Raw genomic sequence first — 26,338 nt, forward strand, 5'->3', positions numbered from 1 at the left:
GCGTCCTCCCCAGCGCCGGCAGTAGCCGCCTTCGATGCGCTGTCAGCAGTCGGCTTCCGCTCGTCGGTGTCCGGCTCAGCGGCGGTTGCCTCCGCCTCGGCGGCAGAGCCCTCGCCCGACTTCTCGTCGCTCGTCGACTCGGTGGCCGTCGATGCCGTTCCAGCCGCGCCGGACTTCGCTTCCTGCCCTGTCGCGGCCTCGTCAGCCTCCGCGTCCGCAGTCTTCGTGTCGCTGACCTGGGCTTCGGCGGCCGTCACGGCGGCAGCAGCCTTCTGGTCCGCGCTCGGTGTACCGGCGGGCGCGCTGCTGACCGAACCGGACTCAGCCGAAGCCGACTCGGTGGGCTTTGTGCCGGTTTGCGGGCCGCCGGACGGCATCACCGTCGTGGCGTCCTCAGTGGCCGGCGCGGCGCCCTTCGGCATCACGGTCGTCGCGTCCTCGGACGCGGGTTCACCACCAGCCGGCGCACCACCGGCCGGTGCACCGCCGGCCGGCATCACCGTCGTGGCCTGGGCGGAGTCGGACGGGGTGGGCACGATCGGGTACGCACCGGTCGCGGCGGCCAGCGAGCGCTCGTGCTCCGGGGCGGCCTGCCTCCGGCGGTTGGCGGCCACGTCGGCAGCGGTGAACCCGATCCGGGCCGGGCTGACCGGAGCGGTCGCCGGCGGACCCGCGGGCGGAGCGCTCTGGCCGGTTCGGGGTGCTTTGGGCGTACCGGAAGGGTCCTGAACCGGCGGTGTGTCGAGCCTGGTCGCATCGAGTGGTTTGCTGCCCGGGCGCGTAGCGCGCGGCGGCGTGTCTGCCGGAGCCTGGCCACTGACGGACGCCTTGCCGGACGCGAAGGTCGGCCGGCCCGGCGGCGGCGTGGCGGTGACCGGCGGGCGCGGATTGGGCACCACCGGCGCCGAACCGGTCGCGAAGCCGGAACCCGGCAGCACCGGCGGGCCACCCGGACCGCTCGGCAACGACGGCCGCTCGCGGCCGGCACCAGGCCGGCGCATGGTCGGGCTCATCGGGAAGGTCACCCGAGCGCGCCGCCCGGCAGCACGCGACAGCAGTCGCTCCGCCTCCTCCGCATTGATGCGGTGGGCGGGATCCTTGCGCAACAACCCGTTCAGTACGGGCTTCAGCGGACCCGCCGCACGAGAGGGCGGAGGGTTCTCGGTGGCCAGCGCAGCCAGCGTGGCGATCGCCGACGGGCGCGCAAACGGCGACTGCCCCTCGACCGCGGCGAACAGCGTCGCGCCGAGCGACCACAGGTCCGCCGCCGGGCCCGCAGTGCCGTCGCGGGCACGCTCCGGAGCGATGTACGCCGGGGAGCCGAGCACCAGGCCGGTGCGAGTCACGTTCGGGTCGCCGGGCACGGTGGCGAGACCGAAATCGGTCAGCACGACGCGACCGTCGGCGCCGAGCAGCACGTTGCCCGGCTTGACGTCGCGGTGCACCACCCCGGCCCGGTGCGCGGCGCGCAGCGCGTTGAGCACGCCGAGACCGATCTCGGCGGCGCGGACCGGGTTGAACGGGCCGTCGGCCGCCAGCGTGTCCTGGAGCGAGCGGGACGCCACGTACTCCATGACGATCCACGGGTCCGCATCCGTACGCAGCACGTCGAAGACGCGAACCACGTTGATGTTGTTGAGCCGGGCGATCGCGCGCGCCTCGCGCAGCGACCGCTCCCGCATCTCCTGCCGCTCGCCCGGCGTCAGCCCCGGCGGCGGAACGAGCTCTTTGATGGCCACGTCCCGGTGCAGGACGACGTCCGTCGCCCGCCAGACACGCCCCATCCCGCCCTGACCGAGCGGCGCGACGAGCCGGTACCGATCAGCGACAACGAGTGGGGGAGAAGAAGACATCACGCAGAAAATACCTGGTTCTGTCGAGCGGCCGCGAATTGATCAGCCGAGTGTGGGACACGTGTCACCGGATCTCCCGGAACCCGTCGTACGCTCGGCTGATGAATGAGGAACCGCTGGTCAGCGTCGTACGGGGAAGCCTAGACGATCATGAGCTGGCCGCGCTGGCCGCCATCCTGGCATCTCGATCCACTTCGGTCAATTCCGGAACGGTGCCCCAGCCACCCTCAAACTGGGCCCGATCAGCCCGTCCACAGGCCGCACCCCGCAGCTGGCGCACCTCCGCACTGCCCCGCTGAGCGCTGTCCACAGGGGGCGGAAATACTCGCTGTGAGCAGCTAACCTCGCAGGGGTAATTCGTTCGACGTCGATGGAGGGCGACGATGATCCCTGACGAGGACCTGGGCCCGGCGTGGCTGCGAGATTACGGTCACACCGATTTCGGCGACATCGAAGCCGACATCCTCGCCATGGAGGAGTTCGCGGCCCGGCTGAAAGCCGACGTCGAACAGAACTACAGCCCACGCGCGCTCGAAGTCACCGACACGATGCTCACCACGCTGCCACCGGCCGACGAGCGCTTCAGCGAGCTGCACCTCTTCCTGGCCGCCCATGAGCGGGCCCAGGACACCGCCCTGCAGAACGTCTACAACTACGCCAACGGGACGTACGGCTTCGCCACCGCCGCCCGCGAAGTCAGCGAGCAGTATCGCGGGGCCGATGCCTACGCCCGCGCCAGAGTCACCGACGTGCATGCCGGCTTGCGGATCGCAGGCATCCTCCCGGCCGGGGAGGGGCAGATCTGATGCTGGACAGCGGAGGTATCAGCGGCGGGACGAACTGGTGGAGCCTGCGGGTCCCCGAGATGTGGTCGATGATCGAACGCCACGACGGCGCCGGCCATCAGCATCTGATCGCCGCCTGGAAGCGGTCGGCTGAGCTGGTGCTGCAGCACATTTCGGGCGTGCAGCGCTACCGCGAGAGCCTCGCGGCCGCTTGGCCGCCTGAGCGCAGCGCGGCCTCGGCCGCATATATGGAGCGGCTCGACGCCCTGATCCTCAGCCTCAAGGACACACACGAGGCCGCCGTGGCCAACCATCGCGCCCTCGCGGGGGCGACGGGGGCGCTGGACTCCGCAAGAAAGACGATGGCGGAGATCCAGCGAGAGCACGGTGCCAATGAGGTCCTGCTGGCGGGGTACGAGGAGGAGAAGCGGGCCTACCAGGCAACCCCGAGCAAGGGACGGGGAGTTCCACCCCAGTCCCCGGTGGCCGACGGCCGGCAGGCAACCTTGGAAGACCAGGCCCGAAGGGTGATGTCGTCTCTCAGCTCAGAACTGGCCCTAGCCCAGGTCTCAATCATCCAGCCCAAGCTCTACAAGCCGCCGCTGAAGAATGACGAGCGCAACGACCCTTTTTCGACTTCCGCCGACGCGAACCTGCCCTTACCTGCGGCAACGCCCACCATCACCTCGCTCAGCAAACTCCGCAGAGGAACTGAGCGAAAACCGCGCGAATCGCGATCAGTTCTCACGCCCAGGGCAGGAAAACCCGCGCCCGCTCCGGAACGACCCGGTCCAATACTGGGCGGCCACGACCCTGCCGGCAATCCACCGCCTGCGAAGGAAAGCATCCAATCGCCATCAACCGGGAACCCCGAAGGGCGGCCGCCACTTTCCGGACCAGGAATAATCTCGTCCAGCGGAGGCCCAAATGGCTTGAATCCGATTCAATCGCCTAGTACCACAAGGCCCAGTTACACAGCCAACCATGCGCCCGGCTCGCCCGTCAAGAATCACGCACTACCGCCAGGCTCTGTAATTGGCGGAGTTCCAGGAAGTGGCGGAGTAAGGCCACCTACGTCAAATGCACACACCTCTCAACGAGTGAACCCGGTTGGAGGTCTCATCGGCCAACCGCCGCCCGCCCCAAGCCCGGGCCGCAGGAACGGCGAAGCAAAACGAGAGTTGAACCGGGACCACCCCTGGGAAATCACTGAGGGTGTCGAACCGATTCTACGACCTCCCCGCGAAACTAAGATAGATCCCGGACCAGTAATCGGACTTAACTAGAGATGCACGCCACGATTACCGCGATAGGCCTGGCCTTGCTGGCGGCCATGCTGCCGATTCCTCTTACAGCGAATGATGCTCCCGCCGATAAGGTCCGCTCGGCCCAATGGTTCCTGGCGTACCTCGACGCCGGAAAGGCTCATTCCATAAGCACCGGAGCCGGGGTCATTGTCGGCCTCCCAGACAGCGGCGTCGCCCCCCACCCAGACCTCGAAGACAATCTCCTGCGAGGCATCGATGTAGTTGCTGGCGGACACGGCATCGGACAATTCGACCAAATTGGCCACGGAACACAGATGGCTGGCTTGATTGTGGCGCACGGAAGGGATGGAGTCGGCGCCCTAGGAATTGCACCGGCTGCCAAGGTTTTGCCGATCAAGATATTTGGATCGACGGACACTGATGTCAATTTGCACGCCGGCATCAAGTGGGCCGCACGAAATGGGGTTGAAGTTATAAGCATATCTTCAACGGCCGCTCCATCTAAGAATCTAGATGCTGCCGTTGACGCGGCGGCAACGAGCGACTCGGTTATCGTGGCTTCCGCCGGCAATCGTTCCAGAGACGCGTTCATGCGGTATCCGGCTGTAAGCCCTGGAGTTCTGGCAGTGGGTGCAATAGACAGAAACGGACGGCATGCAGATTATTCCCTAACAGGACCTAGCGTTGGAATCTGCGCACCGGGAACGGAAATCGTAACGACTGGCCTCGACAACGGTTACCGCGATACGGATGGAACCTCTGCGGCGACGGCTATTGTTTCGGGAGCAGCTGCGCTTGTGCGGTCTAGGTTCCCGGAGCTCTCCGCTCAGGAGGTGATTCATCGGCTGACGGCCACGGCTACGGATATTGGGCCTCCGGGGCGGGACGACGAGTGTGGATTTGGCGTACTCAATATCGTCAAGGCTCTTACCGCTTACGTGCCGCCGGTTGATTCCACTACGGGTCCAGGTGCTGACCCATCAGGCGCCGCAGTGCCATCAGGTTCCGCATCTTCGGCCCACCCTCCCGGCGCAGAAACGGGTGGTTCTGCCTTGCTGGCGGTCACTGGTGGTGGCGCCGCAATCGTTGCGATCGGCACGCTTCTCGCTTTTGCAGCCGCTCGGAGACGGCGGCGACCTGGTTGACGGCTGCTGCTTGGTCGGCAGCATCCGCGAATCTGGGATCGGACGGGTAACGAAGCGGACCGGGTAGCCAAAGGAAGAGGAGTGTAGGCGGCGACCGGGCGGGTTGTGCTCGACCTTTTGGCGCACCTAGCCGCCAAGAGGTGTAGTCGCATCGGACGGCAGGTTTCGCTACGCGTTAGACGGAGCCAAATTCGGCTGACCAAGGGCTGGGCGGCGGCGGAGTTGGACAGTGTGGTCGGTCTCGCCAGGTCCGGCGGTAGACAAGGTGAGCGATTTGTAGGAGTTCGAGGCTGAAACACGCGGCTTGCATGCGGTTTTTGGCTGGCTGGGGCTTGTAGTCTCGTTTTTCGTGCAGACCGACATCGCGTACCGACTGATTCTTGCCTCGGCGAGCCCTGCTCGGCGGGCGCTGCTTACCGGGGCTGGGATTGACGCCGAGGTCATCGTCAGCGGGGTGGATGAGAGTGTGGTGGACGCTGACGATGCGTACACCATGAGTCTTGCCCTGGCGCGGATGAAGGCGCGTACGGTGGCCGCCCAACTGCCGGCTGACCCGGGGGCTCTGGTGCTCGGGTGTGATTCGGTGCTGGCGTTCGAGGATGAGGTGTTCGGCAAGCCTGCTGACGCTGAGGAAGCGGCCAAGCGGTGGATGGCCATGCGCGGGAAGTCCGGGGTTCTGCACACCGGGCATCACCTGACCGGGCTGGTCAGTGGGCTGCAGGCGGAGGCGGTTGGCACCACGGTGGTGCATTTCGCGGATGTCAGTGATGCGGAGATCGAGGCCTATGTGGCTTCGGGTGAGCCGTTGCAGGTGGCTGGGGCGTTCACGCTGGACGGCCGGGGTGGGGCGTTCGTTACGCGGATCGAGGGGGATCCGGGGAACGTGATCGGGCTGTCGCTGCCGCTGCTGCGCAACCTTCTCGCTGAGATGGGCGTCCCGATCACGTCTCTGTGGCGGCGCTGAAGCAAGACGACGGCGGCGGCTGGCTGACCGAACTCCGGCGCGATCCTGACGGACTCGGGGAAGTCGCCGCGATCTAGCCAGCGGGAAGCGCCGAGCCGGTCTCCAGCAGGGTCTTCAAGCTGGAGAGCAACTGCGCCCACCCCTCCCCCACGCCCTGGAAAGCCACGTCGTCCGGGCCGAAATCATCATGGGTCACGGTCAGCTTGACCATCGCGCCCTGGGGCTCGATGTCGAAGGTGACCTTTGAGCGGCTGCCCTGGACAGCCGAAGCCAGCCATTCTTCAGAGAAGCCGTGGACCTTGGCGAACTCCGGCGTGAAGGTATGCCAGGTATACGCCAGCCGCCGCCCCGGCACGGCCTCGAGCACCACCTGCGCTGGATCGCTGATCGTGACGCCAGCTTCCGTCCAGGTCATCGGCGAACCGGGCGTCCAGTCCGTCTCGAAAGCGACCCCCCAGTACTCCCTGGTGAAAGCCGGATCCGTCAACGCCGTCCACAGCTTTTCCGGGGTGGTAGCGATGTACGTCGTGTAACTGAACCCCATAGTCAAAGCCTCCGAAAAGAAAGCGGCCTGCGAAGAGAGTGCCGCGAGCGCTTGGACGCGTGGCCGGTCGTACCGGCTGATCCAGCGGTCCGCGATCGCATTGACCGGCGCGGCGTTGAGGTAGTGCAGCTTTTCCCGGCCGCGCCGTTCCGTGGTGACCAGGCCGGCGGCTTCCAGCACCGCCAGGTGTTTGCTGACCGACTGCCGGGCCATGCCCATGCCGTCGCAGAGCTCGCGCAGCGTCTGACCGTTGCGCTGGTTCAGGCTGTCGAGCAACTGCCGCCGGCCGGGGTCGGCGAGCGCCCGGAAGACCTCGTCCACACCACGAATAATAGGCAGCCAAACGGCTGCCTATCAACCCCCGAGAGCTCAGCGAACGCTGCGCGCGAACTCCCGTGCCGCCCACACGACCGCCAGGACGGCGAGCACCGCGGTGATGGCCAGGCCCTGCCAGACCTCCGGCGCACCCAGGTCGCCGCGGAACAGGGCCCGGGTGCCGTCCACCGCCCAGGAGAACGGGTTCCAGTCGGCGACGTTCTGCAGCCACGCGGGCGCGTACGTCAGTGGCAGCAAGATCCCGGAAAGCAGCAGCACCGGCTGCGCCACCGTGTTCATCAGCGGGGCCAGGGCGTCCTCGCTGCGGACCCGCAGCGCCACGCCGTAGCTGATCGCCGAGGTCATCAGGGCGATGAGAGCCAGCATCAGGTACGCCAGCAGCAGGTTCCCGAGGAACACCCGCAGATCGAAGAGGATCGCGAGCAGCGTGATGATGACGGCCTGGACGACCAGGGAGACCACGTCGCGCAGGGTGCGGCCGAGCAGCAGCGCCAGGCGGCTGACCGGGGTGACCCGGGAGCGCTCGATCACGCCGGCCCGCAGCTCGGCGATCAGGCCGAAGCCCTGAAACAGCCCGCCGAAGATGGCGAGCATGACCAACATTCCAGGGACGAAGATTTCGTACGCCTCCGCGTCGCTGGAAACCTGCAGCGCCGGCCGCAGCAGCGGGGCGAAGAGCAGCAGGTACATCACCGGCTGGAAGACGCCCACCAGGACCCAGACGGGATTGCGCAGCAGCAGACGCATCTGGTTCTCGAAGATCAACCAAGTGTCGCGTACGAATTTCATGCCGCACTCTCCCGCAGGGATCGACCGGTCTTAGTGAGGAAGACGTCGTCGAGGCTGGGCCGGTGCAACTCGATCCCGGTCAGCGGCACCGAGGCGGCGTCCAGCAACCGGAGGATGTCCGGAATGGCGGTGGCGCCGTCCTCGACGTGCAATCGGACGCCATCGGTGAGGATGTCGAGCTTGTAGGAGGTCAGCACGTCGGCCGCGGCGGACACCGAACCCAGGGGCAGGCTGACGACGACCACCTCGCCGGCGATCGAGCGCTTCAAGGCCGAAGGCGTCCCGGAGGCGACGATCTCGCCGTGGTCCATGATGGAGATGCGGTCGCAGAGCGCGTCCGCCTCCTCCAGGTAGTGCGTCGTGATGAAGACGGTCATCCCCTCGTCGCGCAGCCGGCGGATCTCGTCCCACATGTGCGCCCGGCTCTGCGGGTCGAGCCCGGTGGTCGGCTCGTCGAGGAACAGCAGCCGCGGCTCGTGGATGATGCCGAGCGCGATGTCGACGCGGCGGCGCTGGCCACCGGAGTAGGTCCGGCACTTGCGGTCCGCGTACTCAGCGAGCTGGAAGGACTCCAGCACCCGGGCGGCGCGCGACCGGGCGGCCGAGCGGGACAGGCCGTAGAGGCGGGCGTGTAGCACCAACTCCTCGACGGCGGTGGAGTCGTCCCAGGTGGCGCCGCCCTGTGCCACATACCCGATCCGGCGCCGCACCTCGCCGGGCTCGCGCCGCAGGTCGGCGCCGGCGACGGTGGCCTCGCCCCCGTCCGGCTCGATGAGGGTGGCCAGCATGCGCAGCGTGGTGGTCTTGCCGGCCCCGTTCGGGCCGAGGAAACCGAAGATCTCGCCCTCGGCGACGTCCAGGTCGATGCCTCGGACGGCCTCCACGGATGGCCCGCGACGGGACGTGAAGGACTTGCGTAGCCCGCGAGTCTCAATCATACGACCCAAACTACGACCATCAATCACTTTAGTCAAACTTGATTATTAAACAGCCGCAGGATGGCGGCAGGAACCCGCTGAAGGCGAGGAAGCGCGGGCCGAGGGGAAGCGGGGGCCGCGGGAGGCGGGGCCGCGGGGAAGGCGGGCCACGGGAGGCGGGGCCGCGGGGAAGCCGGGCCGCGGGAGGCGGGGCCGCGGGAGGCGGGGCCGCGGGGTATCCGGGGGCCGCGGGAAAGCGGGCCGAAGCAAGCCGGAGCCGCGGAAAAGCGGGCCGAAGCAAGCCGGAGCCGCGGAAAAGCGGGCCGAAGCAAGCCGGGGCCGCGGAAAAGCGGGCCGAAGCAAGCCGGGGCCGCGGGAAGCGGAAGCGGCGGGATTCGTTCAGCCGTTAGGGGCGGGAGGGCGACCATCGCCGTATTCCTCGCCGGACTCGATGCGGGTGGCAGTGCGCTCGCACCAGGCGATCTCGGCCTCCGCCCGCACGATCCCCAGCTCCCACAGCCACGACACGAAGGCCGGCTTCTGTTTCGCCCACTCCGCACCGGTGCTGACGTGCAGATACTCCACCGCGGTCCGAAGCTGAGCAGCCCGGTTGCGCAACGCTGCGGAGGCCTCCGAGCGGGGCAGCGCCGGCAGGAACGAGAAGGCGGCCATGAACGGGTCCGGCGGGGAGGCGAGGTTCCACCAGTAGTTGCGGACCAGGGATTCGAACTCCGCCTGGCCCTTCTCGGTGATCTCGTACGTCGTCCGCGCCGGCCGCGCGCCCACCTGCTCGGTGGCCACCTCGCGCAGCAGCTCTTCCTCGGTCAGTTTGCGCAGGCCGTGATAGATCGATCCGGGCTGGACGTTGGCCCACTTGTCGGCGTTCCAGCTCAGCAGCTGACGGCGCACGTCATAGCCGTGCACCGGCTGCATCAGCTGGACCAAACCGAGGATCATCATGCGAGTCGCGGACACTACTCAAGAGTAAAACGACCGTTAGGCTCATAGCCGTGCGGAAGATATTGATCGCCAACCGTGGCGAGATCGCCCTTCGGGTGATCCGGGCCTGCAAAGACGCCGGCCTCACGAGCGTTGCCGTCTACGCCGACAGCGACCGCGACGCGCTGCACGCGCGGCAGGCCGACGAGGCCTTTGCGCTGGACGGCGAGACCGCCGCCGACACCTACCTGCGCATCGACAAGCTGCTCGACATCGCAGCGCGCAGCGGGGCGGACGCGGTGCATCCCGGCTACGGCTTCCTCTCCGAGAACGCCGAGTTCGCGCAGGCCGTACTCGACAAGAATTTGATCTGGATCGGGCCGAGCCCACAGGCGATCCGCGACCTGGGCGACAAGGTCACCGCACGGCACATCGCGCAGCGGGCGGGCGCGCCGCTCGTACCCGGCACTTCTGAACCGGTTGCGGAGGCAACCGAGATCGTCGCGTTCGCCGAGCAGCACGGCCTGCCGGTGGCGATCAAGGCCGCCTTCGGCGGCGGAGGCCGAGGGCTGAAGGTGGCCCGCACGGCCGAGGAGATCCCGGCCCTGTTCGAGAGCGCGACCCGGGAGGCGGTGGCCGCGTTCGGGCGCGGCGAGTGCTTCGTCGAGCGCTACCTGGACCGGCCGCGGCACGTGGAGGCCCAGGTCCTGGCGGACACGCACGGCAACGTCGTGGTGGTCGGCACCCGGGACTGCTCGTTGCAGCGCCGCCATCAGAAGCTGGTGGAGGAGGCGCCCGCGCCGTTCCTCAGCGACGAGCAGCGGGCGAAGATCCATGAGAGCGCGAAGGCGATCTGCCGCGAGGCGGGGTATCACGGGGCCGGCACCGTGGAGTATCTGGTCGGCCAGGACGGGACGATCTCGTTCCTCGAGGTCAACACGCGCCTGCAGGTGGAGCACCCGGTCAGCGAGGAGACCACCGGCATCGACCTGGTGCGGGAGCAGTTCCGGATCGCCGCCGGGGAGGTGCTGGCGTTCACCTCGGACCCGGCTCCGCGCGGGCACGCGATCGAGTTCCGGATCAACGGCGAGGACGCCGGGCGCAACTTCCTGCCGGCGCCGGGCCGGGTCACCGAGCTGACCTGGCCGTCCGGGCCGGGCGTGCGGGTCGACTCGGGTGTCGAGACGGGCAGCGTGATCGGCGGCAACTTCGACTCGATGCTGGCGAAGATCATCGTGACCGGCGCGACCCGGGCCGAGGCTCTGGAACGCTCCCGCCGGGTGCTCGACGAGACGGTGATCGAGGGCATCGCCACGGTTCTGCCGTTCCACCGGGCGGTGGTCCGCGACGAGGCGTTCACCGGCGAGCCGTTCACGGTGCACACCCGCTGGATCGAGACCGAGTGGGCCGGTGGGGTGCCGCCGTTCGCCGCCCCGGCTGCGCCGGAGGGCGAACCCACCGAGCGCGAGACCGTGGTGGTCGAGGTCGGCGGGCGGCGCATCGAGGTGCGCCTTCCCAAGACCCTGTTTTCCGGTACGCCGGCAAGCACCCCCAAACGCAGCACGAGCCGCTCGCGAGGCGGGTCGGGGGCCACGGCCGCGGTCTCCGGCAACGGGCTCACCGCGCCGATGCAGGGCACGATCGTCAAGGTCGCCGTCCAGGACGGCGACCAGGTGGCCGAGGGCGACACCATCGTGGTGATCGAGGCGATGAAGATGGAACAGCCGCTGCAGGCTCACAAACCGGGAACAGTGTCGGGGCTCACAGTCGAGGTCGGCGCGACGGTCACCGCCGGCACCGTGCTGTGCTCGATCGAGTAACACCAAGGCTCGATCGAGCAACACCGAGGCTTCCTCGAACAACGCCGAGGTAGGGGCGGGCCGCCGATACGGGACCTACCGGCGGCCCGCGGCCGCATCCCACCGGGAAACTGGGGCCCGGTGGCGCGGGCAGTCCAACGGTACGCCCGCCCGCCCCGGCGCATCGAAAAGGAGGCGCGCAGGTGTGACCCGGCCACGTACCGTGTCGGGCATCACCGCCGGGTGGGCCGGTTCGGAGGCATGCTGAACACAGCGCACTCTCAGCTACGCCCACGCACAATGCCGTGAGTCCCGAAGCCGCGAGGTGGCACCCCGATGACCGAACTGTTGACCATGTTGGCAACGCCGGCTTGGGCGTACCTTGCTCTGTTCGGCTTCCTGGCCGTGGACGCTCTGGTGCCGGTCGTACCCATTCAGGCCATCATGATCACCTCTGGGGCCCTCACTGTCTACGGAAATCTCGATCTGGCTGCCGTCATCGCCGTGGGAACGCTCGGGATGTTCACCGGCGACGCGATCGCCTTCGTCCTCGGCCGCTCCACCGGCGCCCGGCTGAGCGCGTTACGCGCCCGGTTCGCCCCGCGCAACGAGGACGCCGACCCGTCCAAGACCCGGCGGGCGGCGGAGCGGTTCACCCGCGGCCTACGCCGGCCGGGCCCGCTCGTCGTGCTGCTCTGCCGGTTCGTCCCCGGCGGGCGGATGGCGTCCGGCTACAACGCCGGCAAGACCGGCTATCCGATCAAGTTCTTCGTCGGTTACGACCTCGCCGCGGCGCTGAGCTGGGCCTGCTACGGCGGCCTGGTCGGGCATCTGGGCGGCACCGCGATCACTCAGGACGCCTGGCGGCTGTTCGCCATCGCGGCCACCGCCGCGGTGATCTTCGGCACCGCCGGCTGGATCCTGGCCCTCTTCGGCGGCAAGGACACCGAAGAGGGCGACAAGACGAAGACGACTACTGAATCTCGTGCAGCATGAGCTGCCGGGCCGCCTCGGCGATCGAGCCGGAGAGCGACGGGTAGATCGTGATCGTGTGGGCCAGCTGGTCCACGGTCAGGTTGTTCTCGATCGCCATGGTGATCGGCAGGATCAGCTCGCTGGCCTTCGGCGCGACCACCACACCGCCGATGATCTGGCCGGTCGCCGGGCGGCAGAAGAGCTTGACGAACCCGTCCTGCAGGCCGGCCATCTTGGCCCGGGCGTTGCCGGTGAGCGGCAGCATCACCTGCCGGGCCGGGGTCCGGCCGGAGTCCGCCTCGTTCTGCGACACGCCGACGGTGGCCAGCTCCGGGTCGGTGAAGACGTTCGCCGAGACGGTCCGCAGCCGCAGCGGCGCCACCGCCTCACCCATGGCGTGCCAGATCGCGATCCGGCCCTGCATGGCGGCGACACTGGCCAGCGGCAGCACACCGGTGCAGTCACCGGCGGCGTAGATGCCCGGCACGTTGGTCCGCGACACCCGGTCCACGGTCACGTAGCCGCCGTCGCCGACCGCCACGCCGTACTCGGCGAGGCCCAGCTCAGCGGTGTTCGGGATGGCGCCGACGGCGATCAGCGCGTGTGAGGCGTCGATCACCCGGCCGTCGGAGAGGGTCACCCGTACGCCGTCGCCGGTGTTCTCCACCGACTTGCCCCGGGCCTGGCTGAGGATCGTCATGCCCCGCTCCCGGAACACCCGCTCGATCGCCATGGCGGCGTCGGCGTCCTCGTGCGGCATGACCCGCTCACGGCTGGAGACCAGGGTCACCTGGACGCCCATCGCCAGGTAGGCGCTGGCGAACTCGGCGCCGGTCACACCGGAGCCGATCACCACGAGGTGGGAGGGGAGCTCGGTCAGGTCGTACACCTGGCGCCAGTCGAGGATCCGCTCGCCGTCGGGGCGGGCGGTCGGCAGGACCCGCGGGGTGGCGCCGGTCGCCAGCAGCACGGTGGTGGCCTCCACCGCGTACGTCTCGCCGTCGTCCGGCGTGATCAGCACCTGGTGGGTGTGCCCGAGCCGGTCCTCGCCGAGCTTGGCCCGGCCACGGACCACGTCCACCCCGGCCTTGATCAGCTTGGTCTGGATGTCACCGGACTGAGCCAGCGCGAGCTTCTTGACGCGCTCGTTCACCGCCACCGCGTCGACGCTGACGCCGTCCAGCCCGCGCGAGCGGATCCCGAACCGCTCGTTGTGGCGGTATCCGGTCATCACCTCGGAGCTGGCGATGAAGGTCTTGGACGGCACACAGTCGGTCAGAACGCATGCTCCCCCGGGACCGTCCGCCTCGACGAGGGTGACTTCCGCGCCGAGCTGCGCGGCGACCAGGGCGGCCTCGTATCCTCCCGGTCCCCCACCGATGATCACGATCCGACTCACGACTGAACGACCTCCAAAGAGACAGGAACTGTGCCGACACGCACGTTCCATATTCTCACTACCCGCTGCTGCGACTATCGTCGTCGCCGTGCGTCACTACGCCGCGTATGGCTCGAACCTGGATCCCGCCCGCATGCGGGCCTACTGTCCGCACTCGCCGATGGTCGGCGTGGGGTGGGTCGAAGGCTGGCGTCTCACCTTTGCGGGTGAGGGAGAAATCGGCTGGGAGGGAGCGGTAACCACGATTGTCGAGTCGCCCGGCGACCGGGTGTTCGTCTCGCTGTACGACGTGCACCCCTGGGACGCGGCGCAGCTCGACGAGGTCGAGGGGGTGACCGCGGGCGCGTACCAGAAGGTCACCGTCCGTGTATCGACGCTCGACGGTGACGTGCCCGCCTGGGTCTACGTCTTCACCGGGTACGAGGGGGGCCTGCCGACCGCGTGGTATCTCTCCGAGATCGCCAACGCGGCCGAGAAGGCCGGAGCGCCCGACGACTACGTCGAGGAGCTGCGCGGGCGACCGACCGGGACCGCCTCGCCGGAGGTCTGATCAGCGGGCGGCCGCGGTCACCGTGGTCTGATACACGTTCGCCCGGTAGAGCGAGGTCATGCCGACCTTGCGGTACAGGCTCGCGGCGTCGGTCGGGTTCGCCAGATCGACGCCCAGCCCGGCCTTGGCACGGCCCTTGGCTGCATAGGCGGCGAAAGCACGGCGCAACAGCGCCTCCCCCAAACCCCGCTTACGGTACGCCCGGAGCACCGCGAGGTATTTGACCCAGCCCTCGTCGTTCTCCTCGTCGCCGCCGTTGCCGCCGGACTGCAGGGCCCCGGCGATCACCCCGTCGGCCTCGGCGACGAACCACTCGTCGAAGGCCACCCCGGACTCGGCCTCGAACTGCTCACGCCAGTCCCCATACGCCATCGCGGGGTGGTCGGCGTCCCGGAACGCCTCCTCGATCACGGCGTGGAACCGGCGCATCTCGGTCTCGTCGTCGGCCCGGACCGGCCGGATCGTCACACCCGCCGGTGGCTCCGGCGCGGCCGGGGACACCCCGTCGAGTTTCATCTGCATCCGGGCGTGCTGCTTGAGGAACGTGAAGCCGGCCTCGGTGAGCGCCTCGATGTGCTGTTTCTCGGTGGGGATGGCGCCGGCCCGCACCTCGTAGACGTCGTGACCCAGCTCGGCGGCACGCTCCGGCATCCGTGCCATCAGCAGGCCGAGGAGCGGCCGCTCGGCCGGCTCACCGGCATCGGGCCACACGTAGATCTCGGCGAAGTCGCGCGCCAGGCCGGTGTTGTTGCGCGGGTAGGCCCAGCCGACGATCCGGCCGGTGCCGTCCAGCGCCACCCAGCAGTCCCGGGACATGTCGGTGTTCGGCCCGGTCAGCTCCTCGCGCACCTCGTCGAGGGTGAAGTCGGGCTCGCCCAGCGCCGCGATGTCACTGGCGTGCACCATCTCGAGGATCGCCGGGACGTCGTCGAGGGTGGGCCGACGGATCGTCCAGCCGGTGGGCAGCTCGGTCATGCCCGGCATCCGACCACGGCCGGGCCGCGCCTGCCAACGGATTTTCAGCGGGCCAGGCGGTGGCTCAGCGACTCCAGCAGGCCCGCGAACTCGACCCGCTCGGCCCGGTCCAGCACCGCGTACGCCTGGCCGGCCAGCGAGTTCGCCACCGCCTCGGCCCACATCAGCCGGCGCACCAGCGGGCCGGCCGGCGGATAGGGCGGCTGCCAGCCGAACGCCACCGCGCCGGTCTCGCCGTCCGGCCCGGCGATGATCGCCTCGATCGGGGACAGCCCACCGGCCCGCACCGCGATCACGTGGACGCCCTGACGGTGCTCGTGCAGCAGGTGCAGCAGCACGGCGGCCCGCGCGCCCGGATCGGTGTCCGGCACCGGCATCGCCCGCCAGGCGGCGAAGAGCGGCAGGCCGGCCGGGTCCACCGCGTCCACCAGACGGCCGGCGAGCTCGAGCAGCCGGGAGAGCCGCGGGAAGCCGCTGAGCTGGTCGTTGCCCCAGGTGCAGAGCTCGTGCAGGTGCCACTTGGCGACCTCGACCGGCGACGACGTCTTCACGGTCGCCTCCCAGCCGTCGGTGACCGCCTCCGGCGCGATGAACGCCAGCGCGGCGGCCACGGTCTCCGGCCGGACCTCGCCGAGCGCGCCGGCCCGGGCCGAGACGTGGTACGCCCAGCCGGACAGACCGAGCAGCCGGGCGCGGCGCAGGGTCTGCGGTGATTCCGCGAAGGCGCCGACGATCATGGCGAGTCCCGCTTTGGCGTTGGCGGCGGCCTGTTCCGGGGTCACCTGCCCGATTCTGCTCCCCTCGAGCGCCGAAAGAAAACGCTCCCGCGCGCCTCGACCGTCCGAATTGGCTAGTCGGCACCCTCTGCGGCCAGGTCATCCAGGGCTGCCTGCACGTCACCGACCCGCCGGCGGGCGGCCGCCGATTCACGCTCGGCGGTACGCCGCGCGAGTTTGCGCCGGGCCACGTCGGCCACCGCCTCGGTGCGCCGGCGTTCCAGCTCGGCCAGTTCGGCGTCGAGGTCCTCGACCAGGTGGCCGGCGTCGCGTTCGGCGGCCTCGGCCCGTTCCAGCTGTTCGTCCGCACGCCGCTCGGCGGCCAGCGCGGTGGACAGCTCACGGTCGAGTTCCCGCTGCTTGCGGTCGCGCTCGCGGCGGCGCTGCTCGGCGGCGGCCCGTTCCCGCGCCGACAGTCGCGGGACCTCCGCTCCCGCGTCCTCGTCGGGCTCGTCCTCCTCCTGGTCCTGGTCCTGGTCGGCGTCCGCCGCCTCGCCGGTGACCAGCCGCAACCGGGGCCGCGGCACCTCACCGAAGCCGGCGTAGGTGGCCGCCCGGATCAGCCGGCCGGTGCGCACCTGCTCGGCGATCTCCGGCTCGGCGAGCGCGGCGGTCAGGGTCGACTCCACCTCGGCTAGCGGCAGCCGGGCCGCCGGCACCCCGGCCGCGACCGCGAGCTTGCGGGCGGCCGCGACCAGCGCGGAGACGAACTGCCGGCGCTGGTTGGACAGTTCCCGCAACTGTTCGCCGTGCAGGTCACGCTGAGCGGCCCGGAGCGCGGTGGCCAGCTCGACCAGCTCGCCGATCAGCTCGGGGCGCTTGAGCGCCAGCAGGTTGACCACCCAGGCGGCCACGGTGGGTTTCTTCAGCGCGGCGAGGCGTTTGGCCGCGTCCCGGTCGCCGCTGCGGCGCGCCTCGTCGACGGCGGCGGCCCGGGTGGCGACGAAGCTCTCCGGCGGGTCCTCGTAGAGCCGCCGGACGACGGTGTCGGTGCTGCTGGGCACGTCAGTCGAGAACCGTCCCGGGAGCAGCGTGCTGGTACCTGGTATCGGAGAAGGTCTCCAGGTGCTTGTCGTAGACACCGGCGCCACGCTGGTTGAGCAGGCCGTCGTGCAACGCAAACGCCCGGGCGGGCCGAACCGTCCGGACGAACTCCAGCGACTCGGCGATCGTCGTCCACGGCGCGTTCAGGGGCACGAAGAGAGTCTCCACCGGCTGGTCGGGAAGCGCGAACGAGTCACCCGGGTGGTAGAGGTTGCTGCCCTCGTCGGCGATCAGGAAGCCCAGGTTGGCGAAGACCGGGACGTACGGGTGGATGATCGCGTGCTGTCCGCCGTACGCCCGCACCCGGTATCCGGCGGCCTCAAACTCACTCCCGGCCGTGACCGCGGTGGTGGCCTCGGCGACCTCGGCGAGCAGCGGCAGCACCGCCTCGTGCGCGAAGATCCGCAGATCGGCGCGCCGGGAGACGGCCGAGACGACCGCCTTCACGTCGAGATGATCGAAATGCTCGTGGGTGATGAGCACGGCGTCCGCTCCGTCCAATGCGGACGACTCGGAGAATTCGCCGGGATCGACGACGAGCACCCCCGCACCCTCGACCCGTAGGCAGGAATGCGTGAACTTCGTGACGCGCACGGGACCCCTCCGCTGCTGAATCGTGACCGGTCACCTCGCAGTCTGCCGGAACCGGGTGACGTGTGCCGCACGTCCCACCGGTCAGTCGAGACAGATCGGAGCAACGATGCGAGTACGGGGAACCACCAAGGTGATCGCCGCCCTGTTGCTGAGCGGCGCCCTGCTGACCGGTTGTGGTGGCGGATCCGAGGACAACGCGGCGACCTCTGAGGCCGCGCCGGCCGTCGGTGAAGTGGCGGGCGGCGAGCAGGCGGCTCGGCAGGGTGCCGCGGACCAGGGCAAGAACACCGCCGCCCAGGCGCCCGACCTGCGCGTCGACCAGCGATCGATCATCTACACCGGCTCGATCACGGTCCGGGTGGAGGACGTCACCGCCGCGGCCGCGCAGGCCACCGGCATCGCGTCGGCGGCCGGCGGGTTCATCGGCTCCGACGAGCGGCACAGCGGCACCGGCTCGGACACCGCCAACCTCACCCTGCGGGTACCGGCCGCCAAGTTCAGCTCGGTGGTGGACCAGCTCGCCAAGCTGGGCACCGAGGAGGTACGCGGGATCAACACGCAGGACGTCACCGAAGAGGTCGTCGACCTGGACGCCCGGATCTCGGTGCAGAAGGCCCGCGTGGAGAGCGCCAAGAAGCTGCTCTCCCAGGCGAACTCGCTGGACGACCTGGTGATGCTGGAGCGCGAGGTGGCCACCCGCGAGGCGGACCTGGCGTCGCTGGAGGCCAAGAAGCGCCGGCTGGCCGACCTGACCGCGCTCTCCACCATCACCGTCGTGCTGCTCGACCCGGACGCCACCCAGGCCGCCGACCCGGGTGACGAGCCGCCGGGCTTCCTGGCCGGCCTGAGCGGCGGCTGGAAGGCGCTGAAGGCGTCGCTGGCCGTGCTGCTGACCGTGCTGGGCGCGGTCCTGCCGTGGGTCATCGCGATCGGTGTGCCGGCGGTGGCGATCCTCTACACGATCCGGCGGCTCCGCCGCCGGACTCCGCCGGCCGGCCCGGCGCTGCCCCGGCCCGCTCCGGCCACGACGGACGCCGCGAGCTGAACCACCGCATCAGCCCGGCGGCCGCGCCGCCGGGCTGAGGTGGCTGTCACGTCGCGCGGTGGCGGCGGGACTGTTCGAGAACCCGTACCGGAAAAGGTTTTAGAAAGCGCCCGTGGAGAGCGCCGCCAAGGCGGTGTGCGTCATGACGCGCACGCCGTAACCGATGCAGCGCTCGTCGACGTCGAAGTCGCCCTGGTGCAGGTCGAGGCGCACGTCGGAGCCGGGCACACCGGTGCCGAGCCGGATCATCGCGCCCGGGACGTGCTCCAGGTAGAACGAGAAGTCCTCGCCGCCCATGCTGAGCTCGGCCTCCACCACCCGGTCGGCGCCGAGCGCGGCGCCCGCCGCGCCGGCGATGATCGCCGAGGCCATCCGGTCGTTGATCACCGGCGGCACGCCGCGGGTGTAGGTGACCTTGACCTCGGCGCCGGTGGCCGCGACCACGTCGTGGATCAGCTTGGTGATCAGCTCGGGCGCCTGCCGCCAGGCGTCCCGGTTCAGGATCCGGACGGTGCCCAGCACCTCGCCGGTGCCCGGGATGGCGTTGAACGCCTGGCCGGCGTGCACCGCGCCCCAGACCAGCGAGACACCGGCGCGCGGGTCGATCCGGCGGTCCAGCAGGGCCGGCACGTCGACGATCACCCGGCCCAGCGCGTGCACCAGGTCGGCGGTCAGGTGCGGACGGGCGGTGTGCCCACCCGGACCGGAGAGCTCGACCTTCACGGTGTCCGCGGCGGCGGTGAACGGGCCGGAACGGACACCGACCAGCCCGGCCGGCAGCTGCGGGTAGCAGTGCAGCGCGTAGATGGCGGCGACGTCCTTCAGCGCGCCCGCGGCGATCACCTCGGGCGCGCCGGACGGGATCGCCTCCTCGCCGGGCTGGAAGATCAGCCGGACCCGGCCGGGCAGCTCGCCCTGCTCGTTCAGCTGGGCCAGGGCCATGCCGAGGCCGAGCATCACGGTGGTGTGCACGTCGTGACCGCAGGCGTGGGCCATCTCGTCCACGGTGCTGCGGTACGGCACGTCCTTCAGGTCCTGCAGCGGCAGCGCGTCGATGTCGGCCCGGAAGGCGATCACCCGGTCACCCTCGCCGATGTCGCAGACGACCCCGTTACCGCGCGGCAGCATCCGCGGCGCGAGACCGGCGACGGCCAGCTCACGGGCGATCAGCGCGGCGGTCTCGAACTCCGAGTGGGACGGCTCCGGGTGGGCGTGAATGTGCCGGCGAATCGCTACCAGCTCGGCACCCCGCGCGGCGAGCCAGCGGTCCAGCTGGCCAGGGAGCGGATCAGCACCGGGCATCGGCCCGGGCCACGCCTTCTCGACGCCTTCCGGCGCCGTCAGAGCAGTAGTCACGTCGGCTTCCGTCTTCAGTCTCGAGGTTTGTCGCGTTTCGCAACGCGCGACAGCTTAATCCCATTCCGATCACCGTGTGTAACGGTCAGGTAAAAGCGCACGGGAGATCGCCCCGTCCGCTTTTCTACAACGGGTAGTGGATCGCGCAGGTGACGCGACACACTACGAGTACGTCTCGTGGTTCAGAAGCGTTCGACCGGCCGGTGTACGCCCCAAACGCCACGCAGCGTGTGGCAGACCTCTCCCACGGTGGCACGCAGGCGCAACGCTTCCTTCATCAACGGTAAGACGTTCACACTTCCAGCGGCGGCCTTCGCCAGATCTGCCAGCGCGGCCTGCACCGCCGGCTCGTCGCGTTCGGCACGCAGCTTGGCCAGCCGAGCCACCTGGGCGGCCTCGATGGCCGGATCGACCCGTAGCGGCTCGTACTTCTCCTCCGAGTCGGCGACGAACCGGTTCACGCCGACCACGACCCGCTCACCGCCGTCGATCTCGGTGGCGATCCGGTAGGCGGAGGTCTCGATCTCGCCCTTCTGGAAACCCTGTTCGATCGCGTCGACCGCGGAGCCGAACTCGAAGACGCGGTCGATCAGCGCGGTCGCCTCCTGCTCGACGGCGTCGGTCAGGGCCTCCACCGCGTACGACCCGGCGAACGGGTCGACGGTGCCGGTGAGGCCGCTCTCGTAGGCGAGGACCTGCTGGGTGCGCAGGGCCAGCCGGGCCGACTTCTCGGTGGGCAGGGCGATCGCCTCGTCGTACGAATTGGTGTGCAGCGACTGCGTGCCGCCGGCGATCGCACCGAGCGCCTGGATCGCCACCCGGATCAGGTTGACCTCGGGCTGCTGGGCGGTGAGCTGGACACCCGCGGTCTGCGTGTGGAACCGCAGCATCATCGATTTCGGGTCCTCGGCGCCGAAGTCGTCGCGCATGATCCGGGCCCACATCCGGCGGGCCGCCCGGAACTTCGCGATCTCCTCGAGCAGCGTCGTCCGGGCCACGAAGAAGAAGCTCAGCCGGGGCGCGAAGTCGTCGACGGCCAGGCCGGCGGCGATCGCGGCCCGCACGTACTCGATGCCGTTGGCCAGGGTGAACGCGATCTCCTGCGCGGGCGTCGCACCGGCCTCGGCCATGTGGTAGCCGGAGATCGAGATGGTGTTCCACCTGGGGATCTCGGCCCGGCAGTAGGCGAACGTGTCGGCCACCAGGCGCAGCGACGGCTTCGGCGGGAAGATGTACGTCCCGCGGGCGATGTACTCCTTCAGGATGTCGTTCTGGATCGTGCCCTGCAGCTTGTCGCCGGGCACCCCCTGCTCCTCGGCGACGAGCTGGTAGAGCAGGAGCAGCACCGAACCCGGCGCGTTGATCGTCATCGACGTGGAGACCTGGTCCAGCGGGATGCCGTCGAAGAGCCGGCGCATGTCGTCGATCGAGTCGATCGCCACGCCGACCTTGCCGACCTCCCCGTGCGCGATCGGGTCGTCCGAGTCGTACCCCATCTGGGTGGGCAGGTCGAAGGCGACCGAGAGGCCCATGGTCCCGGCGGCCAGCAGCTGGTGGTAGCGGGCGTTGGACTCGGCCGCGGTGCCGAAGCCCGCGTACTGCCGCATGGTCCACGGCCGTTTCGTGTACATCGTCGGGTAGACCCCGCGGGTGTACGGAAATTGACCGGGCTGATCGGTTCCGGCATCCGCGGGCACATCGCCGGGGCCGTACACCGGCTTGATGGGGAACCCAGACTCTGCATTCACTTAAGTGATCCTAATGCTCGTTCAGGCCGCCGACAGTGAGGGATTTTGCACTCAGCGTTGGCACTGCTCCACCCTCGGCCACGCGGTGGCTACCCAGGGTCGAAGAGTGGTTAACACTCCGACTGCGACTTTTGCAGTGAGGCCACCAGCGGGCAAGATAGCGGGGTTGGTCGACAGCCCCCTACACCCCTCGGTGGCATCCTCAGTGACTCAGATTCCGACGTGGAGCGGCGGCAACACGGCTCCCCCCAGCGGACGTGCGGCCCCCGGCACGCTCATCGGCGGGCGGTACACGCTCCGCGCAGCGGTGGGTCACGGCGGCATGGGAACGGTCTGGCGCGCGGCGGACACGCTGCTGCGCCGGGACGTGGCGATCAAGGAGGTCATCCTCCCGCCCGGCCTGGCCCCGAGCGACCGCGACGCGATGTACGAGCGGACCATGCGCGAGGCCCGCGCCGCCGCCGCGCTCCAGCACCCCGCCGTCGTGCAGGTCTACGACGTGGTGCACGAGAACGGCCGGCCGTGGATCGTGATGGAGCTGCTGGACGCCCGCAGCCTGGCCGACATGGTGATCGAGGACGGCCCGGTCCCGGCGCGCGTCGTCGCCAAGATCGGCATCGCACTGCTCGGCGCCCTCGAGGTGGCCCACGCGCACGGCGTGCTGCACCGCGACGTGAAGCCGGCGAACGTGCTGATCTGCCAGGACGGCCGCTGTGTGCTGACCGACTTCGGCGTCGCCCGGATGCCGACCGACGTGCAGCTGACCACCCCCGGCATGGTGCTGGGCTCGCCGCACTTCATCTCGCCGGAGCGGGCCATGGGCCACGACTTCGGCCCGCCCAGCGACCTGTTCTCGCTCGGCGTCACGCTCTACACCGCAATCGAGGGCCGGCCGCCGTTCGACAAGGGCGACCCGATCGAGACGATGCACGCCGTCGTCGAGGACCCGCCCGCCGCGGCGGTCCGGGCCGGCTCGCTGACCCCGGTCCTGATGGGCCTGCTGGAGAAGAACCCGGCGCAGCGGATGGACGTGCAGACCGCGCGCACCATGCTGCGCCAGCAGCTGGCCGGCCCGCTGGCCAGCACCAGCCCGCCGCACATGATGACCGATCCGTACTCGGTGGTCTCCGGTCCGCGCCCGGTCAGCCCGGCGCCGGCCGAGACGCAGCAGATCCCGCCGCAGCCGACCGGCCAGATCGGCGGCCGGGCCATGCTCGCGCCGGGCGAGTCGCTCACCGACCACCTGGCGAAACTGGAGCAGCAGAACTCCTCGGGCGGCGGGCGGCGGCGGGCCCCCGAGCCGGCCGACGCGGCGGGGTACCCGACCGGCACGATGCCCGCGCACCAGATCCCGTCGGCCGACCCGACCAGCGTCATCCCGCCGCAGAACCCGTGGCAGAGCCCGCGTCCGGGCACAGTCGTCGCCAGCCCGGCGGCGAAACGGCGGGTCGCGATCGAGGGCGTGACCCGGTCGCTGCGCGAGAACTCCGAGCGGGCGGTCAGCACGTTCAAGTCCTGGCCGCGCAACAAGCAGCTGGCGTCGGCGGGGGCCGCGGGCGCGGTCGTACTGATCCTGGTCCTGGTCTTCGCGCTCTCCGGCGGTGACGACCCGGAGAACACGACACCGGCTGCCCAGCCGCCGGCCAGCGCCGCGCCGGTCGCCGACTTCGAGACCCAGGACTACAAGGGCAACGCCGCGGTCAGCGTGCAGGTCCCGGCCGGCTGGACCAGGGCCGCCGGCGGCGTCTACGTCGACTACGTCGATCCGGAGAACAAGCTGCGCAAGGTCCGGGTCCTGGTGGAGAAGGGCTCGATCGCCCCGACCAAGTTCGTCTCGCAGACCGCCCCGGCCGGGTTGAAGAAGTCGAAGAACTGCCCGTCGCCGTTCACCCAGGTGGCCACCGAGGAGGTCGAGGTGGCCGGCAACCCGGGCGCGCAGCTGGAGTACACCTGCGGCAGCGGCGAGAACATGCGGCACGGCATCTGGCGGATGACCACGGTCAACAACAAGATGTACTCGTTCTACCTGACCACCACGGACGCCGACTTCGCGGAGAGCCGGAAGTACTTCGACGCCATGGCGGAGAGCTTCCAGCTGAAGCTGTGACCGTCGCTGTGCTATCAATCCCTGATGGCGTCCGAAGTTGATGTTGACCTGACGGCCCGGGCCGAGGCCTGGCTCGCCGACGATCCCGATCCGGCGAGCCGGGCCGAGCTGCGCGCTCTGATCGACGGTCTGCCGGGCACGGCGGCCGAGCTGCGCGACCGGTTCGCCGGCCCGCTCACCTTCGGCACCGCCGGCCTGCGCGGCCGGCTCCGCGCCGGCCCCAACGGCATGAACCTCGCGGTGGTCACCCAGGCCGCGGCCGGCCTGGTGAGCTGGCTCGCCGCGCAGGGCGGCGAGGGGCCGCTGGTGATCGGGTACGACGCCCGGCACGGCTCCCGCGAGTTCGCCGAGCAGACCGCCCGGGTCGCCACCGGCGCCGGGCGCGCGGCCCTGCTGATCCCCCGCACGCTGCCCACGCCCGTTCTGGCGTACGCGGTACGCGCTCTCGACGCGGTCGCCGGCGTGATGGTCACCGCCAGTCACAACCCGCCGCAGGACAACGGCTACAAGGTCTACCTGGGCCGTCAGCTCGGCGGGCCGGCCGGGGACGGGGCCCAGATCGTGCCGCCGGCCGACGCCGGCATCGAGGCGGCCATCCGCGCGGCCGGCAGCCTGGTCGCGGTTCCGCTGGGCGAGCCGGGCACGGTTCTGGACGAGAAGATCTTCGCGGGGTACGTGCAAAGCGCCGCGAACGTCCTCTCGGAGGGCGGTTCCCGGGCCCTGAGCGTCGCGTACACGCCGTTGCACGGTGTGGGTGGGGGTACGGTGGCCGCCGCGTTCGCCGCCGCCGGATTCGCCGTGCCGGCGGTCGTCGCCGAACAGGCCGAGCCGGACCCCGAGTTCCCGACCGTCTCGTTCCCCAACCCGGAAGAGCCGGGCGCCATGGACCTGCTGCTGGCCCTCGCCGACACGACCGGGGCCGACCTGGCCATCGCCAACGACCCGGACGCCGACCGGTGCGCGGTGGCGATCCCTTCGCCGGACGGATGGCGGCCGTTGCGGGGCGACGAGCTGGGGGTGCTGCTCGCGGACCATCTGATCCGGCGGGGCGTCCCGGGCACGTACGCGACCACGATCGTCTCGTCCTCGCTGCTGGGCCGCCTCTGCGCCGCCCGTGGCGTGCCGTACGCGGAGACCCTCACCGGCTTCAAGTGGATCGTGCGGGCCGCCGAGGAGCTGGCCTTCGGCTACGAGGAGGCGCTCGGCTACTGCGTCGCCCCCGCCCTGGTGCGCGACAAGGACGGCATCACCGCCGCGCTGACCGTGGCCGAGCTCGCCGCCGAACTGAAGGAGTCCGGCCGCACCCTCGGTGACCGCCTCGACGAGCTGGCGACCGAGTTCGGCGTGCACGCCACCGACCAGCTCTCGGTCCGGGTGGAGGATCTGTCCGAGATCGGCCGGGCGATGACCCGGGCCCGGCAGGACCCGCCGGCCGCCCTGCTCGGGTCACCGGTGACCGAGGTGGCCGACCTGCTCCCGGAGAACGACGTGCTCACGTTCCGGACCGCGGCGACCCGCGTGGTGATCCGGCCGTCCGGCACGGAACCGAAGCTCAAGGCGTACCTCGAAGTGGTCGAACCGGTCGCGGAGGGTGACCTGGCGTCGGCCCGGACCCGCGCCTCGGCCGGCCTCGCCGCGCTGCGGGCCGAGATCGCCGCCGTGCTCGGCGTCTAGAAAAGCTGCGGGGAGAGCAGCGGCAACTGCTCTCCCCGAACGACCCGAATCGATCAGATCGGCTTGGGCGCGCCCAGCGCGGCGGTGATGGCCTTGCCCAGGGTGGCCACCACCAGCGCGACGCTCGGCCGCACGATGGAGTCCTCCAGGCTCACGTCACCGAGGAAACCGGCGTTGCTGGCGATCTCCTCGAGCCGCTCGTGTGCCCGCTCGGTCTCGCCGGCCGGCAGCTTCAGAGCGGGCTCCATCCGGGCCGCGACCAGCAGCGTGACCAGCGCGGCGGTCCGCTCGTCGGGCAGCGAGTCGCCGATCAGCGCGGCCGCCAGCCGCTGCCGGATCTCGGCCTCGTAGGCCGGGTCGGTGGTCGGGTACCGATGCACGTGGATGACGCCCAGCTGGGTCTCGTCCACGTCCTGCACGACGCCGCGGGCACACAGGTCCTCCAGGACCCGGGTGCGCAGGCGGTGCCGGAGCCGCTGCAGCCACTGCGCCGGGGTGTGCGGCTCGTCCGCCGCCACCTTCGCCAGGACAGCATCGGCGACCGGGTCACCGAGTGGAGTGGCGTCCACGACCATGAGGTAGCCGTCAGCCGCGTAGGCGATCCGGTTGGCCAGCGCCAGGTCGATCAGCACGGCCGCGGCCATGCCCAGATCGAGCCCGATGCGGGACCCGGTCGCCTTGCCGGTCTGATCGTCGTACGCGAGGAGGAGGAGTTCCTCGGCGAGCGGAATGGGGGTCATATCTAGCAACGATAGT

At 70.0% G+C, this 26,338-nt stretch carries 22 protein-coding genes and 1 pseudogene; 10 read left to right on the forward strand and 13 right to left on the reverse strand.

The window, feature by feature from the left end:
* Nucleotides 1-428 precede the first annotated feature (428 nt).
* Nucleotides 429-1,853, reverse strand: a pseudogene (locus OHA21_RS52845) (serine/threonine-protein kinase); the annotation flags it as partial.
* A gap of 101 nt (nt 1,854-1,954) precedes the next feature.
* Here OHA21_RS52845 and OHA21_RS34995 point away from each other — a divergent pair.
* The 4 genes from OHA21_RS34995 (at nt 1,955) to OHA21_RS35010 (ending at nt 6,015) form a co-directional block, all read left to right on the forward strand.
* Nucleotides 1,955-2,152 carry an acyl-CoA carboxylase epsilon subunit gene (locus tag OHA21_RS34995; RefSeq protein WP_328462362.1) on the forward strand — a complete coding sequence of 66 codons (198 nt, stop codon included), beginning with the start codon at nt 1,955-1,957 and terminating at the stop codon, nt 2,150-2,152.
* An 84-nt stretch (nt 2,153-2,236) separates the two neighbouring features.
* Nucleotides 2,237-2,659, forward strand: coding sequence for a hypothetical protein (locus OHA21_RS35000; RefSeq protein WP_328462364.1), 423 nt, complete (start codon nt 2,237-2,239; stop codon nt 2,657-2,659).
* Nucleotides 2,660-3,971: 1,312 nt separating this feature from the next.
* Nucleotides 3,972-5,051: a S8 family serine peptidase gene (locus OHA21_RS35005; RefSeq protein ID WP_328478731.1), complete on the forward strand. Its 1,080-nt coding sequence runs from the start codon at nt 3,972-3,974 to the stop codon at nt 5,049-5,051.
* A 349-nt stretch (nt 5,052-5,400) separates the two neighbouring features.
* Entirely contained in the window at nt 5,401-6,015 is a 615-nt protein-coding gene (locus OHA21_RS35010) for a Maf family protein (protein ID WP_328478732.1), read from the forward strand.
* Nucleotides 6,016-6,088: 73 nt separating this feature from the next.
* Here the strand turns inward: OHA21_RS35010 and OHA21_RS35015 are convergent, their stop codons facing one another.
* The 4 genes from OHA21_RS35015 to OHA21_RS35030 all read right to left on the reverse strand — a co-directional run bounded on the left by OHA21_RS35015 (nt 6,089) and on the right by OHA21_RS35030 (nt 9,576).
* Nucleotides 6,089-6,880, reverse strand: a complete 792-nt coding sequence (locus tag OHA21_RS35015) for an ArsR/SmtB family transcription factor (RefSeq protein WP_328462366.1) — start codon at nt 6,878-6,880, stop codon at nt 6,089-6,091.
* 48 nt (nt 6,881-6,928) lie between these two features.
* Complete coding sequence (locus OHA21_RS35020) at nt 6,929-7,684, reverse strand: ABC transporter permease (protein WP_328462368.1); 756 nt, start codon at nt 7,682-7,684, stop codon at nt 6,929-6,931.
* Complete coding sequence (locus tag OHA21_RS35025) at nt 7,681-8,622, reverse strand: ATP-binding cassette domain-containing protein (protein WP_328462370.1); 942 nt, start codon at nt 8,620-8,622, stop codon at nt 7,681-7,683. Before OHA21_RS35025 ends, OHA21_RS35020 begins: the two co-directional genes overlap by 4 nt.
* A 378-nt stretch (nt 8,623-9,000) precedes the next feature.
* The gene (locus tag OHA21_RS35030; RefSeq protein WP_328462373.1) at nt 9,001-9,576 is read right to left on the reverse strand and encodes a PadR family transcriptional regulator; all 576 of its coding nucleotides are present in this window, start codon (nt 9,574-9,576) and stop codon (nt 9,001-9,003) included.
* Nucleotides 9,577-9,611: 35 nt separating this feature from the next.
* Between OHA21_RS35030 and OHA21_RS35035 the strand changes: the two genes are divergently transcribed.
* Together OHA21_RS35035 and OHA21_RS35040 are read left to right on the forward strand one after the other, a co-directional pair.
* On the forward strand, nt 9,612-11,360 hold the full coding sequence (locus OHA21_RS35035; RefSeq protein ID WP_328462375.1) for an acetyl/propionyl/methylcrotonyl-CoA carboxylase subunit alpha: 1,749 nt from the start codon (nt 9,612-9,614) through the stop codon (nt 11,358-11,360).
* A gap of 315 nt (nt 11,361-11,675) precedes the next feature.
* Nucleotides 11,676-12,335: a DedA family protein gene (locus tag OHA21_RS35040; protein ID WP_328462377.1), complete on the forward strand. Its 660-nt coding sequence runs from the start codon at nt 11,676-11,678 to the stop codon at nt 12,333-12,335.
* On the opposite strand, the gene OHA21_RS35045 is transcribed toward OHA21_RS35040, so the two are convergent.
* On the reverse strand, nt 12,313-13,713 hold the full coding sequence (locus tag OHA21_RS35045) for an NAD(P)H-quinone dehydrogenase (protein ID WP_328462379.1): 1,401 nt from the start codon (nt 13,711-13,713) through the stop codon (nt 12,313-12,315). The genes OHA21_RS35040 and OHA21_RS35045 overlap by 23 nt on opposite strands.
* Before the next feature lie 88 nt (nt 13,714-13,801).
* On the opposite strand from OHA21_RS35045, the gene OHA21_RS35050 reads away from it, so the two are divergent.
* Nucleotides 13,802-14,263 (forward strand): gamma-glutamylcyclotransferase, encoded by a 462-nt coding sequence (locus tag OHA21_RS35050; protein ID WP_328462381.1) that lies wholly within the window; start codon nt 13,802-13,804, stop codon nt 14,261-14,263.
* Here OHA21_RS35050 and OHA21_RS35055 read toward each other — a convergent pair whose 3' ends face one another.
* The 4 genes from OHA21_RS35055 to OHA21_RS35070 form a co-directional block, all read right to left on the reverse strand.
* Complete coding sequence (locus OHA21_RS35055; RefSeq protein WP_328462383.1) at nt 14,264-15,238, reverse strand: GNAT family N-acetyltransferase; 975 nt, start codon at nt 15,236-15,238, stop codon at nt 14,264-14,266.
* Between the two features lie 44 nt (nt 15,239-15,282).
* The gene (locus OHA21_RS35060; protein ID WP_328462385.1) at nt 15,283-16,020 is read right to left on the reverse strand and encodes an SCO6745 family protein; all 738 of its coding nucleotides are present in this window, start codon (nt 16,018-16,020) and stop codon (nt 15,283-15,285) included.
* A 68-nt stretch (nt 16,021-16,088) separates the two neighbouring features.
* Nucleotides 16,089-17,018 (reverse strand): hypothetical protein, encoded by a 930-nt coding sequence (locus tag OHA21_RS35065; protein ID WP_328462387.1) that lies wholly within the window; start codon nt 17,016-17,018, stop codon nt 16,089-16,091.
* A gap of 1 nt (nt 17,019) precedes the next feature.
* Nucleotides 17,020-17,652, reverse strand: coding sequence for an MBL fold metallo-hydrolase (locus OHA21_RS35070; RefSeq protein WP_328462389.1), 633 nt, complete (start codon nt 17,650-17,652; stop codon nt 17,020-17,022).
* A 106-nt stretch (nt 17,653-17,758) separates the two neighbouring features.
* Between OHA21_RS35070 and OHA21_RS35075 the strand changes: the two genes are divergently transcribed.
* Nucleotides 17,759-18,697: a DUF4349 domain-containing protein gene (locus OHA21_RS35075; RefSeq protein WP_328462391.1), complete on the forward strand. Its 939-nt coding sequence runs from the start codon at nt 17,759-17,761 to the stop codon at nt 18,695-18,697.
* Nucleotides 18,698-18,796: 99 nt separating this feature from the next.
* Here OHA21_RS35075 and OHA21_RS35080 read toward each other — a convergent pair whose 3' ends face one another.
* Together OHA21_RS35080 and OHA21_RS35085 are read right to left on the reverse strand one after the other, a co-directional pair.
* Nucleotides 18,797-20,053 (reverse strand): amidohydrolase, encoded by a 1,257-nt coding sequence (locus tag OHA21_RS35080; RefSeq protein ID WP_442874943.1) that lies wholly within the window; start codon nt 20,051-20,053, stop codon nt 18,797-18,799.
* A gap of 182 nt (nt 20,054-20,235) precedes the next feature.
* Nucleotides 20,236-21,801 carry an acyl-CoA mutase large subunit family protein gene (locus tag OHA21_RS35085; protein ID WP_328462393.1) on the reverse strand — a complete coding sequence of 522 codons (1,566 nt, stop codon included), beginning with the start codon at nt 21,799-21,801 and terminating at the stop codon, nt 20,236-20,238.
* Nucleotides 21,802-22,006: 205 nt separating this feature from the next.
* Between OHA21_RS35085 and OHA21_RS35090 the strand changes: the two genes are divergently transcribed.
* Both OHA21_RS35090 and OHA21_RS35095 read left to right on the forward strand, forming a co-directional pair.
* Nucleotides 22,007-23,908, forward strand: coding sequence for a serine/threonine-protein kinase (locus tag OHA21_RS35090; protein ID WP_328462395.1), 1,902 nt, complete (start codon nt 22,007-22,009; stop codon nt 23,906-23,908).
* Between the two features lie 24 nt (nt 23,909-23,932).
* Nucleotides 23,933-25,582, forward strand: coding sequence for a phospho-sugar mutase (locus tag OHA21_RS35095; protein ID WP_328462397.1), 1,650 nt, complete (start codon nt 23,933-23,935; stop codon nt 25,580-25,582).
* A 53-nt stretch (nt 25,583-25,635) separates the two neighbouring features.
* Here OHA21_RS35095 and OHA21_RS35100 read toward each other — a convergent pair whose 3' ends face one another.
* Nucleotides 25,636-26,322 (reverse strand): GOLPH3/VPS74 family protein, encoded by a 687-nt coding sequence (locus OHA21_RS35100; protein WP_328462399.1) that lies wholly within the window; start codon nt 26,320-26,322, stop codon nt 25,636-25,638.
* Nucleotides 26,323-26,338: the final 16 nt, after the last annotated feature.

The organism is Actinoplanes sp. NBC_00393 (genome assembly GCF_036053395.1).
GTDB lineage: Bacteria > Actinomycetota > Actinomycetes > Mycobacteriales > Micromonosporaceae > Actinoplanes.

Bases quoted from the DNA above. Each gene is read 5' to 3' on its own strand.
- OHA21_RS35075 (WP_328462391.1), top strand. From the start codon at position 17,759: ATGCGAGTACGGGGAACCACCAAGGTGATCGCCGCCCTGTTGCTGAGC.
- OHA21_RS34995 (WP_328462362.1), top strand. From the start codon at position 1,955: ATGAATGAGGAACCGCTGGTCAGCGTCGTACGGGGAAGCCTAGACGAT.
- OHA21_RS35000 (WP_328462364.1), top strand. From the start codon at position 2,237: ATGATCCCTGACGAGGACCTGGGCCCGGCGTGGCTGCGAGATTACGGT.
- OHA21_RS35020 (WP_328462368.1), bottom strand. From the start codon at position 7,684: ATGAAATTCGTACGCGACACTTGGTTGATCTTCGAGAACCAGATGCGT.
- OHA21_RS35055 (WP_328462383.1), bottom strand. From the start codon at position 15,238: ATGACCGAGCTGCCCACCGGCTGGACGATCCGTCGGCCCACCCTCGAC.
- OHA21_RS35040 (WP_328462377.1), top strand. From the start codon at position 11,676: ATGACCGAACTGTTGACCATGTTGGCAACGCCGGCTTGGGCGTACCTT.
- OHA21_RS35005 (WP_328478731.1), top strand. From the start codon at position 3,972: ATGCTGCCGATTCCTCTTACAGCGAATGATGCTCCCGCCGATAAGGTC.
- OHA21_RS35100 (WP_328462399.1), bottom strand. From the start codon at position 26,322: ATGACCCCCATTCCGCTCGCCGAGGAACTCCTCCTCCTCGCGTACGAC.
- OHA21_RS35025 (WP_328462370.1), bottom strand. From the start codon at position 8,622: ATGATTGAGACTCGCGGGCTACGCAAGTCCTTCACGTCCCGTCGCGGG.
- OHA21_RS35095 (WP_328462397.1), top strand. From the start codon at position 23,933: ATGGCGTCCGAAGTTGATGTTGACCTGACGGCCCGGGCCGAGGCCTGG.